This window comes from Planktophila turicensis (SeqCode) (assembly GCF_965234405.1).
Lineage (GTDB): Bacteria > Actinomycetota > Actinomycetes > Nanopelagicales > Nanopelagicaceae > Planktophila > Planktophila turicensis.
Genome location: NZ_OZ248346.1, coordinates 883,069 through 897,496 on the forward strand (window position 1 = coordinate 883,069; position 14,428 = coordinate 897,496).

At 48.9% G+C, this 14,428-nt stretch carries 18 protein-coding genes; 3 read left to right on the top strand and 15 right to left on the bottom strand.

What is annotated here, in order from left to right:
- Nucleotides 1–10: 10 nt before the first annotated feature.
- Together AC8GFK_RS04510 and recA are read right to left on the bottom strand one after the other, a co-directional pair.
- Complete coding sequence (locus tag AC8GFK_RS04510; protein WP_506625789.1) at nucleotides 11–451, bottom strand: regulatory protein RecX; 441 nt, start codon at nucleotides 449–451, stop codon at nucleotides 11–13.
- Between the two features lie 65 nt (nucleotides 452–516).
- The gene (gene recA, locus AC8GFK_RS04515) at nucleotides 517–1,596 is read right to left on the bottom strand and encodes a recombinase RecA (RefSeq protein WP_095673713.1); all 1,080 of its coding nucleotides are present in this window, start codon (nucleotides 1,594–1,596) and stop codon (nucleotides 517–519) included.
- Between the two features lie 236 nt (nucleotides 1,597–1,832).
- Between recA and yaaA the strand changes: the two genes are divergently transcribed.
- On the top strand, nucleotides 1,833–2,387 hold the full coding sequence (yaaA, locus tag AC8GFK_RS04520; RefSeq protein ID WP_506624839.1) for a peroxide stress protein YaaA: 555 nt from the start codon (nucleotides 1,833–1,835) through the stop codon (nucleotides 2,385–2,387).
- Here yaaA and AC8GFK_RS04525 read toward each other — a convergent pair whose 3' ends face one another.
- The 12 genes from AC8GFK_RS04525 to thyX form a co-directional block, all read right to left on the bottom strand.
- Complete coding sequence (locus AC8GFK_RS04525; protein WP_506624840.1) at nucleotides 2,388–3,185, bottom strand: alpha/beta fold hydrolase; 798 nt, start codon at nucleotides 3,183–3,185, stop codon at nucleotides 2,388–2,390. It abuts the gene before it with no gap.
- Nucleotides 3,186–3,187: 2 nt separating this feature from the next.
- Nucleotides 3,188–3,388, bottom strand: coding sequence for a DUF3046 domain-containing protein (locus AC8GFK_RS04530; RefSeq protein ID WP_095673716.1), 201 nt, complete (start codon nucleotides 3,386–3,388; stop codon nucleotides 3,188–3,190).
- Between the two features lie 4 nt (nucleotides 3,389–3,392).
- On the bottom strand, nucleotides 3,393–3,920 hold the full coding sequence (locus tag AC8GFK_RS04535; RefSeq protein ID WP_223298407.1) for a TetR/AcrR family transcriptional regulator: 528 nt from the start codon (nucleotides 3,918–3,920) through the stop codon (nucleotides 3,393–3,395).
- Complete coding sequence (locus AC8GFK_RS04540) at nucleotides 3,904–4,170, bottom strand: helix-turn-helix domain-containing protein (protein WP_095673718.1); 267 nt, start codon at nucleotides 4,168–4,170, stop codon at nucleotides 3,904–3,906. Before AC8GFK_RS04540 ends, AC8GFK_RS04535 begins: the two co-directional genes overlap by 17 nt.
- A gap of 26 nt (nucleotides 4,171–4,196) precedes the next feature.
- Nucleotides 4,197–4,667, bottom strand: a complete 471-nt coding sequence (locus AC8GFK_RS04545) for a CinA family protein (protein ID WP_095673719.1) — start codon at nucleotides 4,665–4,667, stop codon at nucleotides 4,197–4,199.
- A gap of 9 nt (nucleotides 4,668–4,676) precedes the next feature.
- Complete coding sequence (pgsA, locus tag AC8GFK_RS04550) at nucleotides 4,677–5,219, bottom strand: CDP-diacylglycerol--glycerol-3-phosphate 3-phosphatidyltransferase (protein ID WP_095673720.1); 543 nt, start codon at nucleotides 5,217–5,219, stop codon at nucleotides 4,677–4,679.
- Nucleotides 5,216–6,598, bottom strand: coding sequence for a 30S ribosomal protein S12 methylthiotransferase RimO (gene rimO, locus AC8GFK_RS04555; protein WP_095673721.1), 1,383 nt, complete (start codon nucleotides 6,596–6,598; stop codon nucleotides 5,216–5,218). Before rimO ends, pgsA begins: the two co-directional genes overlap by 4 nt.
- Before the next feature lie 10 nt (nucleotides 6,599–6,608).
- Nucleotides 6,609–7,316 carry a helix-turn-helix domain-containing protein gene (locus AC8GFK_RS04560; RefSeq protein WP_095673722.1) on the bottom strand — a complete coding sequence of 236 codons (708 nt, stop codon included), beginning with the start codon at nucleotides 7,314–7,316 and terminating at the stop codon, nucleotides 6,609–6,611.
- A gap of 125 nt (nucleotides 7,317–7,441) precedes the next feature.
- Nucleotides 7,442–9,763: an FtsK/SpoIIIE family DNA translocase gene (locus AC8GFK_RS04565; RefSeq protein WP_506624841.1), complete on the bottom strand. Its 2,322-nt coding sequence runs from the start codon at nucleotides 9,761–9,763 to the stop codon at nucleotides 7,442–7,444.
- A 50-nt stretch (nucleotides 9,764–9,813) separates the two neighbouring features.
- Nucleotides 9,814–11,499, bottom strand: a complete 1,686-nt coding sequence (locus AC8GFK_RS04570; RefSeq protein WP_095673723.1) for a ribonuclease J — start codon at nucleotides 11,497–11,499, stop codon at nucleotides 9,814–9,816.
- A gap of 3 nt (nucleotides 11,500–11,502) precedes the next feature.
- Nucleotides 11,503–12,399 carry a 4-hydroxy-tetrahydrodipicolinate synthase gene (dapA, locus tag AC8GFK_RS04575; RefSeq protein WP_506624842.1) on the bottom strand — a complete coding sequence of 299 codons (897 nt, stop codon included), beginning with the start codon at nucleotides 12,397–12,399 and terminating at the stop codon, nucleotides 11,503–11,505.
- A 16-nt stretch (nucleotides 12,400–12,415) separates the two neighbouring features.
- Complete coding sequence (thyX, locus tag AC8GFK_RS04580; protein ID WP_506624843.1) at nucleotides 12,416–13,135, bottom strand: FAD-dependent thymidylate synthase; 720 nt, start codon at nucleotides 13,133–13,135, stop codon at nucleotides 12,416–12,418.
- A 60-nt stretch (nucleotides 13,136–13,195) separates the two neighbouring features.
- Between thyX and AC8GFK_RS04585 the strand changes: the two genes are divergently transcribed.
- Together AC8GFK_RS04585 and AC8GFK_RS04590 are read left to right on the top strand one after the other, a co-directional pair.
- Entirely contained in the window at nucleotides 13,196–13,864 is a 669-nt protein-coding gene (locus AC8GFK_RS04585; RefSeq protein ID WP_506624844.1) for an AzlC family ABC transporter permease, read from the top strand.
- Entirely contained in the window at nucleotides 13,861–14,166 is a 306-nt protein-coding gene (locus AC8GFK_RS04590) for an AzlD domain-containing protein (RefSeq protein ID WP_506624845.1), read from the top strand. Before AC8GFK_RS04585 ends, AC8GFK_RS04590 begins: the two co-directional genes overlap by 4 nt.
- 2 nt (nucleotides 14,167–14,168) lie before the next feature.
- Here AC8GFK_RS04590 and AC8GFK_RS04595 read toward each other — a convergent pair whose 3' ends face one another.
- On the bottom strand, nucleotides 14,169–14,426 hold the full coding sequence (locus AC8GFK_RS04595; protein WP_095673728.1) for a glutaredoxin domain-containing protein: 258 nt from the start codon (nucleotides 14,424–14,426) through the stop codon (nucleotides 14,169–14,171).
- Nucleotides 14,427–14,428 lie beyond the last annotated feature (2 nt).

Here is a 14,428-nt window from a genome sequence, read left to right on the forward strand (position 1 = left end):
GGGTAAGTAGTTAGTTACCTGCAAGATCGAGTTCGCGAAGAACTCGAGAGATGATTGTGAAGTTAAATCCCTTACGCGCTAAGAGCGATTGAATTCGGCGAATCTGCACATCGGGTTCAAGTCGTGACATGGTGTTGTACTTCTTAAAACCTAAATCAAATGCCACTCGGTATTCAGATTCATCGTCGATACCATCGAGAGCCTCATCAATCTGCTCTTGAGTAACGCCCTTCTGACGAAGTTCACCGGCGATGATGCGCTTCGATAGCTTCTTATGTGAGTGGCGTGAAGTTGCCCAAGCGGATGCGAATTCACGATCATTGACGAGGCCAGTCTCTTGGAGACGGAAGACGACTGCTTGCGCCACATCATCTTCTACGCCACGGGTCTTAAGGTGAGCGAGAAGCTCGCCCTTACTTTTCGCTCTAGCCACAAGTGCATTGAGTGCAATTGTGTGAGCTACTTCGTAAGGGTCGGAGCCCTCACCACGTTCAACCTTTGCAAATTGCAGTGAAATTAGAAATCAACCTCTGCTGCTGCTTCATCGATCTCTGCGATCAACGCTGCATCTACCTCGACAGGTACGAAGCTTGCGCGAATCTTAGATTCGATCTCGTTTGCGAGATCTGGATTGTCGATGAGGAATGCGCGTGAATTTTCCTTACCTTGGCCGAGTTGATCAGCTTCGTAGGTGTACCAAGCGCCAGATTTCTTAACGATACCGAGCTCGACGCCCATATCGAGAAGTGAACCTTCGCGAGAGATTCCAACGCCGTAGATGATGTCGAACTCTGCCTGCTTAAATGGTGGAGCCATCTTGTTCTTGACAACCTTGACGCGTGTGCGGTTACCGACAGATTCGGTGCCATCCTTCAGCGTTTCGATGCGACGGATATCGAGGCGAACAGATGCATAGAACTTGAGCGCCTTTCCACCTGTTGTTGTTTCAGGAGATCCGAAGAAGACGCCAATCTTTTCGCGGAGCTGGTTGATAAAGATTGCTGTTGTCTTTGATTGGTGAAGTGCGCCAGTGATCTTACGAAGCGCTTGAGACATAAGGCGTGCCTGTAGACCCATATGTGAGTCACCCATCTCGCCTTCAATTTCTGCACGTGGAACGAGAGCTGCAACTGAGTCAACGACAACGAGATCGAGAGCACCAGAGCGAATCAACATATCCATGATCTCGAGAGCTTGTTCGCCAGTATCTGGTTGTGACACAAGGAGCGCATCGATATCGACCCCGAGCTTCTTTGCATACTCTGCATCGAATGCGTGTTCAGCATCGATAAATGCGCAGATACCGCCAGCCTTCTGTGCATTAGCAATTGCGTGCAGTGTAAGAGTTGTCTTACCTGAAGATTCAGGTCCATAAATCTCAATGATGCGGCCACGTGGTAGGCCACCAATTCCGAGAGCGACATCGAGTGCGACAGAACCGGTTGGAATAACCTCGATTACTTGTGCTTGTCGATCTGACATCTTCATTACTGAGCCCTTACCAAACTGTCGTTCGATTTGAGCAAGCGCGGTATCTAACGCCTTTTGGCGATCAGATGTAACTTTTTCTTCAGGCTTTGATTTTTCAGCAGCCATTGTTATCTCCATTTCATCTCGAACGTCTGCGAGCGCAGCCGTTGGTATTCGGCCCAGAAGGTACGGAAATTCTCTGCGACGGCCCTCGCGTTATAGAGACGCTGTGGGCGGAGGCTGAGCACCGCTCTGGTTGATCAGGCCACTTTTGATGGCCTTATTACTTTCGTAATGGCTAAAGGGTATCCGAACATCTGTTCGAAAGGTAGCAGGAGCCACTGACAAGTAGGGTGTGTCGCGTGTTGATCCTGTTGCCACCCTCCGAGAAGAAGAGCCAGACGGATAAACCCACCCCGGCCATGAGCGTCTATGCGGGGGTTCTCTACCAAGCCCTCGATTGGAGCTCGCTCTCCCCTGCTGCAAAGAAGCGCGGCGAGACCGCCCTTGCGATTATCTCGGCCAAGTACGGCGTAGTTCGTCCAACGCAGCGGATTGAAAGTTATAAAGAGAAGATTGATAACAAGGCGATGCGCGAACCTGTGGCCGCGATCTTAGATCCCATTAAGACGGGGCTGATTGTCGATTGCCGGTCATCGACTTATAAGACCGTGTGGCACTCCCCTGTCGATATCACGGTTGAAGTCCGAGTCTCGACTGTGGTCGATGGCGTACGAACCGTCGTGACCCATATGTCCAAGAAGACTCGTGGCGAAATAGCGCGCTGGTTACTGCAGAGCCGTTCGATGCCGAAGACTCCTGAAGACCTCTATGCAATTGTCTCTGAGAAATACCCGTGTGCTCTTACGCCATCTGATGGAGTTGAGCCGTGGGTTCTGGAAGTTATTGCGGTTTAGCTAGGCGCGTGAAAAAGCTGTTCGCTTAATGAAGTCAACAGTAAGCGCTGGGTAGTTCCACATAATCACATGCGCGCAGTTATCGACGACAATCCACTTCGAATGACGTGGTGCAACTTCACGTTCTTGGGCGCGTGGGTGAGGCAAAGTTAAGTCGTAATCTCCGAAGACAATCGATACTGGAATTTCCTCAGAGATTGACGAATCAAACTTCTTAAACCGAATAGCTTTCCACATCGGCATATAGCCGACAGAGCGCGCCATTGCTATTACGGAATCTTTACAGGATTCAAATGAAAGCTCTCGCCAAAGGTGAGTGATCTTCTTATAGCCCAGTGCTTTGAGTGGCGGTAAATTGTAAGCAAGGCGGAGAAAGTACTGAGATATCTTTGCAAGGATTCGCGCCAATAAGCTTGGTGGAAGTTTCTGCGTTGGTCCTTCATGCCATAAACCAGCTGGGGCAAGGGCTGTAACGCTCTTTACTCGGTCTGGAAATTGCGCAGCAAGTTCGAGTGCAATCCATCCGCCTAACGAATTGCCCGCCACATGGAATTCACGGACTCCGTGATCTTTCTCCATCGCTGTAACAATTGAGTGCGCAAGTGAGCGCGGATCAAGGGGTTCGTCGTGCAAAGGTGCGCTGCCGTGTCCTGGAAGATCGACTGGATAGATAGTGAATGAATCTTCTAGACCTGCGTGCAGCGTCTTCCAGATATTTCCAGCTGAACCCAATCCATGCACCAATACCAGGGCTGGCAAATCTGGTTTACGTGAAAATACTTCAGAAGTTACAGGCATTATTAATAACGGTATTTCTCGGTCTCGGTGGGACATTGCTTGCACACCGCCCGCCATATTTCATCCGCTTCGCGACCTGCAGTGAGAGCCTCATTGACCGTCATAGAACCCAATTCGCTAATAGCTATATCTTGAGAGAAGGAGGTTGCCCATGCATCACCAAATGAGAGCACGATTCTTTCGCGCAGATCCGAAATACGCATCAGTTTAAAAGAGAGTGCGCTCTACAAGAAGCTCAGCTTGTTCGCGAGACTGCTTTGGGGTGATGGGTTGCATTACTTGCCCCAGCAACCAACGCATTGCAAGTCCTGTGCCAGCTTCTGATTTCGTTGCCTCATAAATACATGTTGCTAGAACTAAGTAGAGCGGGTTTTCTGCATGAGACATAATCGCAATGAGCAGCTGCGCATCATGTTGACGCATGGCTGAAAGTGCAGGGTCTGCTGAGATGACCTTGGAAAGTGTTTCGAGTGCATCTGCCGGTGTTCCTGCACGTTGTGCCAGATCAACTAGCTTTTCAACTTCGAGAGTTATGAGCGCTTCAAGTACAGCGTTCTTATCGCGGTAATGGTTATATAAAGTCGCACGAGAGACTTCGGATGCATCTGCAATATCAATCATCGAAATATTTGAGACTCCGTGAAGAGCAATAAGAGATTTTGTTCCTTCGAGAATTGCGCTCTCGGTGCGACGATGGATTCCGCCTTGCAAGGCGTACTTAGGCTGCGTCGACAACGGAGAGCTTTGCGCTTTCACGAGATTTGATTTCGTGTGCAACGCCTGTCATTACAGATGACAATGTAAGTCCGAGCGCATCGCAGATTGCATTGAGAAGTTCAGAGGATGCTTCTTTTTGACCACGTTCTACTTCAGAGAGATAACCCAAAGAGACGCGGGCTTCGCGAGCAACATCGCGGAGTGTGCGAGATTGTGAGGTGCGAGCATCACGAAGTGTGTGGCCAACTGCTTCACGCAATAACGTCATCGCCCATCCCCTCTTCTCGTGGTGTATTAGCTAAGGATACGGGCAAAGGTGCCCATCGCGCTGGATATAGCGCCTTGTCGCACGCCATCGCGACCGCTATCGAGGGTCAAGTGCAGGGTTTGGCAGATTGGTCCACAGATTGCAATCCAGACCGTGCCTTCTCGAATTCCCATGTAATCGCCTGGGCCAGCAATGCCTGTCGTTGCAATAGCCCATGTGCTTCCCAATTTCTCTATTGCACCTTGCGCCATTTCGATCGCTACTTCTTCGCTGACGACAGTATGTTGATCAATCGTGGACTGCTTGACTCCAAGAACATTTACTTTTACATCAGATGTGTATGCGACTACTCCCCCGATAAAAACGGAGGACGCTCCGGGAACTTGGGTAAGTGCGTGACCAAGACCGCCACCAGTAAGTGATTCGGCAACCGAAACAGTTTCGCCACGAGATTTCAAAATCTCGATGATGGACTTAGCGTGAGCTTTGGAAGGCATACGGTAAATCTACCGCTTGGAATACCACGAGCGTAAGTAGTCGTAGGCAGAAGTTATTGTCAGAATGATTGCCACGCTGATAAATCCATATTTAAACCAATCAAGCCAAGCTGGCAGCGGCAGGATGAAGAACCCCACTCCAAAGTTCTGCATCAGCGTCTTAATCTTTCCGCCTTTGCTTGCAGGTATTACGCCATTCTTAATGACAAGCAGCCTGAAGAGTGTGATTCCGATTTCGCGGGTAAGGATGAGAATCGTGATCCACCAAGGGAAACGATCAAGAATCGAAAGCGAGATCATTGCCGCGCCAATAAGCGCTTTATCTGCCACAGGATCTAGGAATGTTCCGAGTGGCGTAATTTTATTTGAGTGGCGTGCCCAGCGACCATCGACGATATCGGTCATGCCAAGGGTAAAGAAAATGGCATATGAAATTAATTGATAGGTCGAATTACTGCCACCATCGTAAAAAAGGGTATAGACACCAAACGGAATCAGAAGGATTCGAGTAACAGTCAAAGTATTTGGCGTGATGAATCCAGGGACTTTCATTGAACTTCAGCCACCAAATCTGCGCCCATGGAATCAACCACCACGGCATCAATATATTGCCCGACTTCGAAATTTGTACCTATGAAGGTGGTTGTTCCATCTACTTCTGGCCCTTGGTGCGCAGCGCGCCCTTCTTGTAATTCTGCATCTTCGATCAGAACTCGCACGGCTTCACCGATACGTCCTTGGGCTCGCAAGGAAACCATTTCATCAGCCAAAGAAGAAAGCGCCTCAACGCGTTCGCGAATGACTTCATCGGCAACCTTGTCGCTGAGATCAAGAGCCTCGGTGTTATCTTCATCGGAGTACCCGAAAATTCCAACTGCATCTAGCTTTGCAGCAGTAATGAAGTCGGCAAGCTCGTTGTAATCTGCTTCAGTTTCACCGGGGAAGCCAACGATAAAGTTAGAGCGGATTCCTGCTTCAGGTGAGAGTGCGCGGATTTGGGTGATCAGATGCAAGAATTTTTCGGAATCACCAAAGCGGCGCATGCGACGCAAGACGGTCGGGCTGGTGTGCTGGAATGAAAGATCAAAGTAAGGCGCGACCTTATCAGTCTCAATCATTGATTGAAGCAAAGAGGGGCGCATCTCAGCTGGCTGCAAGTATGAAAGTCGCACACGTTCGACGCCAGGGATTTCAGCGAATTCATGGAGGATCTTCTCCATCAACTTAAGATCGCCTAGGTCTTTTCCATACGAAGTCGTATTTTCGCTGACCAAGAAGAGTTCGCTGACGCCATTCTGGGCAAGCCATGTGGCTTCCTGCAGAATTTCAGTAGGACGGCGTGAAATGAATGAGCCACGGAAATATGGGATGGCGCAGAAAGAGCAACGGCGGTCGCAGCCAGATGCAATCTTGAGCGGAGCCCAAGGTGCGCTACCTAAGCGCTTACGAAAGAGTGAACCACCTGCACCAAGTGAAGAGGCATAGCTTTCATCGCGTGCTGCGGCACGTTCGACGGGAGCAATTGGCAGAAGAGCACGACGATCGCGAGGAACATGAGGAGTATGTGATTTTCCGCTGACAATTGATTGCAAACGTTCAGAAATATCTTGGTAATCATCAAAACCTAGAATTGCGTCTGCTTCAGGCAGCGCTTCAGCTAACTCTTTGCCATATCGCTCAGCCATGCATCCAACGGCTACTACAGCTCGTGTAGTTCCGTGGCCCTTGAGCGAGTTTGCTTCGAGAAGTGCGTCAACTGAATCTTTCTTGGCTGATTCAATAAAACCACAAGTATTTACAACGGCGACTTCAGCAGATTCAACATCATCTACAAGTGTCCATCCATCGGCTGCTAATCGGCCGGCAAGTTCTTCAGAATCGACTTCATTGCGTGCGCAGCCCATAGTGACGATGGCAACGGTACGAGACATAGGGGTGATGCTATCGGAAGGTGCGACGAACCTCTTCATTTTGGCCGCCCAATGGTGCAAGTTGCTTACCATTGAGAGTTACATCGAGCCCTGCTGGATTACTGAAGTAGATACTAATTACTTTTTCGCCCTTAAATGATTTGGTTTCGCCTTGGAAGATTGATCCCTTCGCGAGAGTCTCACCATCGGCAATGATGTGAATGTAAGAATTTCCACGAGCGGCCGTAATGCTCAGTTCAACTGGACCTGAGTTGGTTTCTGTAGAAGCCGTAGGCGCAGCGGCCGGAGTCGGAGATGCCGTAGTAGTTTTTGGCTTAGCTGGTGCAACATCTGCACTCTGATTAGAAATAACAATTTGAACAAGTCCCAAAAGGAGCAGAACGGCTACTGATGCAATTGCAGGAACTTTCCATGAGATTTTCTTAGCTTCGGATGGAACTTGCATCACATTATTTTCAACCAATAGATCTTGAATCGCACGATGTTCAGTTGAATGCTCTTCGTTATATAAATTAATGAGAGTCTGTGCATCGAGCCCAATTTTTGGCGCAATATTTCTTAAGTGGCCACGGGCGTAGGTATCTCCCCCACAATGAATGAAATTATTGTTTTCCATCTCGGTAAGAAGACCGATGCGAATACTTGTCGCTTCAGATAATGACGTAATGCTCAGGCGTGCAGCTTCGCGAGCATCGCGAATCGTGCTTCCGAGAGTCATTTTTTGCCGCCTTGCTGTGGGGAACCTAAGTGGTTAATTGTAACTTTAGAGGTATGGGTGATAAATAGATAGTTTCTCTATTTCGTCAAAATCACCCCTAAAACGCACCCAATGTTTGGCGCGAATTAATAATCGCGGAGCGTAGCAAGCACAGAATCGATTTCATCAGGCTTGACCATCACCGTGCGCGCCTTAGAACCTTCTGACGGTCCAACAATTCCACGAGATTCCATCAGATCCATGAGACGACCTGCTTTTGCAAAACCAACCCGAAGTTTGCGTTGCAACATAGAAGTTGAACCAAATTGCGTGCTGACAACAAGTTCGACTGCCTGAATAAGAATTTCGAGATCATCGCCAATCTCTTTATCAATATTCTTATTTGCCTGGGCAACCTGCGTAACATCATCACGATAACGTGGCGCTAATTGCTTCTTTACGTGGCCTACTACGGCTTCGATTTCGCGCTCTGAAACATAGGCGCCTTGGATACGGATTGCGCGGCTGGCTCCCATTGGAATAAAGAGGCCATCGCCCTGACCGATGAGTTTTTCGGCACCTGGGCTATCGAGAATAACGCGTGAGTCAGCAAGAGAAGATGTAGCAAATGAAAGACGCGAAGGAACGTTTGCCTTGATAAGTCCTGTAACGACGTCAACAGATGGGCGCTGTGTTGCAAGTACCAGGTGAATACCTGCAGAACGTGCCAACTGAGTAATTCGAACAACTGATTCTTCTACTTCTCGCGCTGCAACCATCATGAGATCTGCAAGCTCGTCGATGATGACAAGTAGATATGGATAAGGCTCAACGATGCGATCAGATCCCGGAGGCGCAACAACCTTGCCAGCGCGTACAGCCTTATTGAAATCATCGATATGTCTAAATCCAAATGTTGCTAGATCTTCGTAACGCAGATCCATTTCACGAACAACCCAGGTGAGTGCATCGGCTGCCTTCTTTGGATTCGTGATAATCGGAGTAATCAAATGCGGAATACCTTCATAAGCAGTGAGCTCTACGCGCTTAGGGTCAATCAAGATAAGTCGTACATCATCAGGTGTTGCGCGCATCAAAACTGATGTAATCATCGCGTTAATCATCGAAGATTTACCTGCACCCGTTGCACCAGCAACTAATAAGTGCGGCATCTTGGCAAGGTTTGCACAGACAAAGTTGCCTTCTACATCTTTACCGAGGGCGACCAACATTGGGTGGTGATCTTGTCCCGCCACACTTGAGCGCATGACATCGCCCAAAGCCACGATTTCACGGTCAGCGTTGGGAATCTCGATACCTACAGCGGACTTACCTGGAATTGGAGAGAGAATTCGTACTTCGCTACTTGCAACAGCATACGAAATATTCTTTGAAAGCGCCGTGATGCGTTCGACCTTTACTGCATTTCCAAGTTCAACTTCATAACGAGTAACAGTTGGTCCGCGCATGAAGCCAGTTACTTGGGCATCGATATCAAATTGCTTGAAGACTTCGGTAAGCGATGCCACAACAGTTTCATTTGCCTTGCTCTTAGCTTTCGCTGCTGGGCCAAGCTTGAGAAGATCTTGCGAGGGAAGTTCGTACTTCGTATCGCTGGTGAGCAAGAGTTGCTCTGGGCGCTTCTCTGACTTAGGTGCGCTCACTAATTGCGCATCAAGAGGAGCCTTTGGAATTTCAACAGTAAATTCTTGGTCGAACTCTTCTTCATCAATCTCATCAGGCTCTTGATTCCAGGCGACAACCGGTGACTCAAAAGGAGGCGTATCGGTAATTTCAAAGTCATCTTCTTTACGTGCAGGCTTCTTTGACCATAGCCAGATAGCAATTACCTTGATGCGGATTCCGACTTTAGATATTGGCGTTGCAGTGATGATAAGTACGCCGAAGAAGAAAGTTGCGAAGAGAACTGGGTAAGCAAGAAGTGAAGTCATGAGCGCAACCAACGGTTTGGCGACCCAGTAGCCCAGCTGGCCTCCGCCATCACGAATTGCTGTAGCGCCAGTTGGATTTACCGCGCCAAGAGATCCGTTAAGAAGGTGCGCAATACCCGTTGCACTGACTAGAAGTGTCAGAGTTCCAACAGTGATGCGACCCATTGTGTGCTTATCTTCAGGTTTTCTAAAGAGACGAACGGCAAAGTAGAGAAGAACGAGTGGAGCCAAAATTCCGATACGACCAAAGGCGCCATAGAAGAGTGAGTAAAGATTGCGCCCTACAAAATTATCGGCCTTAAACCATGTTCCTGCGAATGCCGATAGCGAGAGCAGAAGGACGAGCAGAGCTGCTCCGTCACGGTGATGTTCGGGATCAAGATCGCGAGCACCGCGCGCTACAAATCGAATTGATGAGCCGAGAGATTTAGCCAGAAGGCGCCAGAGAGAGGACAGCGCAGATCCAACAATCTTTAGGAAAGACTTGTTAGTTGTGCGTTTCTTCTTCTTAGCCACACCTTCAATCTTAGGTGGAGGGTATTTTTCAAGCCCGTAGGCGCGCCGACCTAAACCTCGACGACAACGGGAACGATCATCGGACGTCGGCGGTGTTTCTGGCCGACCCATCCCCCGATAGTTCTGCGCACTACTTGTGAAAGTTGATGTGTTCCGTTAACTCCCTCTGCAACAGCTGCTGTGAGAGCTTTCTCAATCTGTCCACGCACTTCATCAAAGAGCGCTTCATCCTCATTAAATCCACGTGCATGAATATCTGGTCCCGCAACAATCTTTCCTGTTTGGGATTCAATGACGACAATGACAGAGATAAATCCTTCTTCGCCAAGGATTCGACGATCCTTCAATGAGGATTCAGTGATATCTCCAATGCTTTGGCCATCGACATAAACGAACCCGCAAGGAACGGCGCCCACAACTTCTGCCTCGTGGTTAACGAGATCTACAACGATTCCGTTTTCAATAATGAAAGCGTTTTCACGTGGCACACCGGACTGAATTGCAATCTCAGCATTTGCTTTGAGATGGCGCCATTCGCCATGAACAGGTAAGACATACTTCGGCTTCACGATGTTGTAGCAATAGAGAAGTTCGCCGGCAGCAGCGTGACCAGATACGTGCACCATGGCGTTAGCTTTATGTACAACTTTTGCACCAAACCGTGTGAGTTCGTTGATGACTCGGAAAACAGAATTTTCATTACCTGGGATAAGTGATGAAGCCAATATGACAGTGTCGCCATCGCCCACGCGAATCTGGTGGTCTCCATTTGCCATACGTGACAAGGCGGCCATTGGTTCGCCTTGCGAGCCTGTACAGATAAGTACAACACGATCATCGTAGTTATCGAGTTCGCGCGCATCGAAGAGAATTCCGCTTGGAACGTTGAGGTAACCCATATCTTCAGCGATCTTCATATTGCGAATCATGGAGCGGCCAATAAAAGCTACGCGACGATTGTGAAGTGCTGCGGTATCGATTACTTGTTGCACGCGGTGAACATGTGATGAGAACGATGCGACGATGACACGTCGTTTAGTGGATGCAATAACGCGATTGAGCGCAGGCATGATTTCGCGCTCTGAAGGAGTAAAGCCCGGAACATCCGCGTTTGTTGAATCAACGAGGAAGAGGTCAACTCCTTCTTCGCCCAAACGAGCGAAGGTGCGCAAATCTGTAATGCGGCCATCAAGTGGAAGTTGATCCATCTTGAAATCGCCTGTGTGTAGAACAGTTCCAGCCTTAGTGTGGATTGCAACGGCAAGCGCATCTGGGATTGAGTGGTTGACTGCAACAAATTCGAGTTCGAATGGGCCGACATCTTCGCGATTGCCTTCGGTGACTTCACGAGTTAAAGGTGAGATGCGATGTTCTTTACATTTTGCTGAAATTAGAGCGATGGTTAGTGGAGATCCGTAGACAGGAATATCACCGCGTTCGCGCAAGAGATAAGGAACTGCACCGATATGGTCTTCGTGGCCGTGGGTAAGGAAGAGACCGACAACATCGTTGAGGCGATCGCGGATATAACTAAAGTCGGGAAGAATCAGATCGATTCCTGGTTGATTATCTTCAGGGAAGAGAACTCCGCAGTCGACAATCAATAACTTTCCGTTGGTCTCATAGACAGTCATATTGCGACCGATTTCGGAGATTCCACCGAGTGCAACTATGCGCAGGCCACCATCAACGAGCTTGCTAGGCGTTCCGAGATTTGGATGGGGATGTTGTGTCATAAATTAATTCTTCAGCGTGACGCCGCCAGCAATCAGATCTTTACGTAGCTGTTCGATCTGTGCTTCGGTTGCATCAACGAGTGGCAGACGAGTTGTTCCTCCGGGTAGACCCATGAGAGACATCGCTGCCTTGGTCAAAATTGCTCCTTGTGTGCGGAATGTGCCGGTAAATACTGGCAAGAGTTGTTGGTGAATCTCAAGAGCCTTTGCAGAGTTACCTGCAAGCCAAGCATCAAGCATCGCTTTGAGCTGAAGTCCAACTGTGTGGCCACAGACAGATACGAAACCTACTGCCCCCACTGAAAGGAATGGCAGGTTGAGAATGTCGTCACCTGAGTAAACAGGAATTCCGCAGCGCTTGATTACCCAAGAGGTTGCAGCGATATTTCCCTTTGCATCTTTGAGAGCCACGATGTTATCGACAGTTTCAAAGAGTTTAACGATGGTGTCAGATTCAATTTCAACGCCAGTACGACCTGGAATGTCATACATCATGATTGGTAAATCGGTAGCTGCTGCAACTGCGCGGAAGTGCGCTTCGATGCCTGCTTGAGGAGGCTTGTTGTAATACGGAGTTACGACGAGAAGTCCGTCAGCTCCTGCATCCTGTGAACGCTTAGCTTGTTCGACAGTGTAAGAAGTTTCGTTATCGCCTGCGCCTGAGAGAACTTGAATCTTTGAGCCAACAACCTTCTTGACGACTTTGATGATCTCAAGTTTTTCAGAAGATTTTGTTGTTGGGGCTTCACCGGTTGTTCCGTTGACAGCGATGCCGTCATGGCCGGTATCAACGAGATGTTGCGCAAGCTTTTCTACGCCAGCCCAGTCGATGGATCCATCTTTATCAAATGGGGTCACCATTGCGGTGAGGAGTCGACCGAAAGGCGCTTGCGTACTCATTTGGGCATCTTATCGCTTAAGGCGCGATACGACCAGATTTTTCAAATGCCCCGTATGTAAGAGGCATTAATTTCGCGAATTCGGCTTCCATCTTTTCGGCAACCATCTCGATTTCGCGTTGTGGGTAGCTTGGGAAGTGTGAACCTTCACGAGCTGTACGAAGAGAAAGGAAGTTCATAAGTGCACGCGCATTCATGGTTACGTACATTGATGAATAGGTAGCAACAGGAAGTACTACGCGCGCGACTTCGCGGGCAACGCCAGCTTCGAGCATCTTCTGATAAGAATCGTAAGCAATGAGATATGCATCTTTCATCGCCTTAACGCTGATATCAAATTGTTCAGCTGTTCCATCTTCGAATGTATAGGCGCCAGTCTTGCCGACTTGAACCAACTTACGTTCCTTAGATGGAATGTAGAAAACTGGCTTGAGTTCGCGGTAGCGACCTGACTCTTCGTTATATGAAGCGATGCGGTGGCGCATGAATTCGCGGAATACAAAGATGGGAGCTGAGACAAAGAAGGTCATAGAGGTGTGTTCGAATGGTGAACCATGGCGTTCGCGAGCAAGGTAATTGATTAGCCCTGCAGAACGAGCTGGGTCTTCACCGATCTCATCCATTGATTGTTCGCCAGCTGTCGATACACGCGCTGCCCAAATAACGTCGGCATCGCTCGCGCTTGCCTTGATGAGTTCAACGGATACATCGTCTCTAAAAATTACGGTCTCAGACATGTCCGCACCTTATCTTTCAACCCCCCTCCACCCTCTGGATATCTAGGGCACAATTGCCGCGTGTCCAGAGTGAACCGCGCCACCGCTACCCAAAGTCTGAGCGTCTCCTTCACCGTTGGCCTATATGGAACCGCTTTTGGGGCGGCATCAATCGCAGCAGGATTTTCAATCCTGCAAACCTGCCTTCTCTCACTTCTTACCTTCTCTGGAGCATCACAGTTTGCAGTCGTTGGAGTAATGGGCGCAGGAGGAAGTGCAATCTCGGGAATTGCTACTGCTTCACTTCTTGGAATTCGCAATGGCCTCTATGGATTGCGAATGGCACCTGTATTAAAAGTTCGAGGGTTCAAGAGAGTTGTTGCTGCGCAAGTAACGATTGATGAATCAACCGGTGTATCAATCGGACAGGAAGATCTTGGGCTCGATGCGATGAAACATGGCTTCTGGCTTACCGGTTTTGGCGTCTATATCTTCTGGAACTTCTTCACACTTCTTGGCGCACTCGGTGCGCAAGCGATGGGCAATCCATCAGCATGGGGTCTTGATGCCGCAGTCCCTGCTGCATTTCTTGGCCTTGTGTGGCCCAGACTTCTCGGAAAATTCGAACGCGTACTTGCTGCATCTGCCGTTGTTCTGGCAATTGCACTCAGTCCAGTAATTTCAGCGGGCTTGCCGATTATTGCTACAGCGCTACTTGCCGTTGCATTTGGATGGAAGGCTCGAGCATGAACGCACTGTGGATAGGAGTTTTAGGAACCAGCGCAATTGCATTTGCCCTTAAATACACAGGGCATTCAATTCCAGAGAAGTACCTAACAAATCCGCGCATGCTGCGAATCAATACTCTGATTCCAATTGCCCTACTGAGCGCGCTCGTTGGCGTTCAGACTCTTACCGAGAAAGGTAAGTGGGTTATTGATCAGCGTTTAGCAGGAGTTGCCGTAGCACTTATTGCCCTCAGCCTGAAAGCTCCATACTTCGTCGTCGTGATTTCAGCTGCCGTTACATCTGCAGTGTTATACAGACTGTAAAGTTAAATAATGCCGAGCGAAGTGAGCTTGGCCTTGAGATCGTTATCTGATGGTTCTGTCAGATGAGTTCCATCTGAGAAAACGATGACAGGAATCGACTTCGCTCCCCCATTGATCTCTTGCACCTTTGCTGCAGCTGATTCATCTACTTCTACATCGATGTGATTGACCTGAACATCTAGCTCTTCAAAGAGGCGCTTTGAGCGACGGCAATCTCCACACCAATCGGCGCCGTACATTGTGATATCTGCCTGTGCCATCT

Bases quoted from the DNA above. Each gene is read 5' to 3' on its own strand.
- recA (WP_095673713.1), bottom strand. From the start codon at position 1,596: ATGGCTGCTGAAAAATCAAAGCCTGAAGAAAAAGTTACATCTGATCGC.
- AC8GFK_RS04525 (WP_506624840.1), bottom strand. From the start codon at position 3,185: ATGCCTGTAACTTCTGAAGTATTTTCACGTAAACCAGATTTGCCAGCC.
- AC8GFK_RS04530 (WP_095673716.1), bottom strand. From the start codon at position 3,388: ATGCGTATTTCGGATCTGCGCGAAAGAATCGTGCTCTCATTTGGTGAT.
- AC8GFK_RS04540 (WP_095673718.1), bottom strand. From the start codon at position 4,170: ATGACGTTATTGCGTGAAGCAGTTGGCCACACACTTCGTGATGCTCGC.
- AC8GFK_RS04545 (WP_095673719.1), bottom strand. From the start codon at position 4,667: ATGCCTTCCAAAGCTCACGCTAAGTCCATCATCGAGATTTTGAAATCT.
- pgsA (WP_095673720.1), bottom strand. From the start codon at position 5,219: ATGAAAGTCCCTGGATTCATCACGCCAAATACTTTGACTGTTACTCGA.
- rimO (WP_095673721.1), bottom strand. From the start codon at position 6,598: ATGTCTCGTACCGTTGCCATCGTCACTATGGGCTGCGCACGCAATGAA.
- AC8GFK_RS04560 (WP_095673722.1), bottom strand. From the start codon at position 7,316: ATGACTCTCGGAAGCACGATTCGCGATGCTCGCGAAGCTGCACGCCTG.
- AC8GFK_RS04570 (WP_095673723.1), bottom strand. From the start codon at position 11,499: ATGACACAACATCCCCATCCAAATCTCGGAACGCCTAGCAAGCTCGTT.
- dapA (WP_506624842.1), bottom strand. From the start codon at position 12,399: ATGAGTACGCAAGCGCCTTTCGGTCGACTCCTCACCGCAATGGTGACC.
- thyX (WP_506624843.1), bottom strand. From the start codon at position 13,135: ATGTCTGAGACCGTAATTTTTAGAGACGATGTATCCGTTGAACTCATC.
- AC8GFK_RS04590 (WP_506624845.1), top strand. From the start codon at position 13,861: ATGAACGCACTGTGGATAGGAGTTTTAGGAACCAGCGCAATTGCATTT.
- AC8GFK_RS04595 (WP_095673728.1), bottom strand. From the start codon at position 14,426: ATGGCACAGGCAGATATCACAATGTACGGCGCCGATTGGTGTGGAGAT.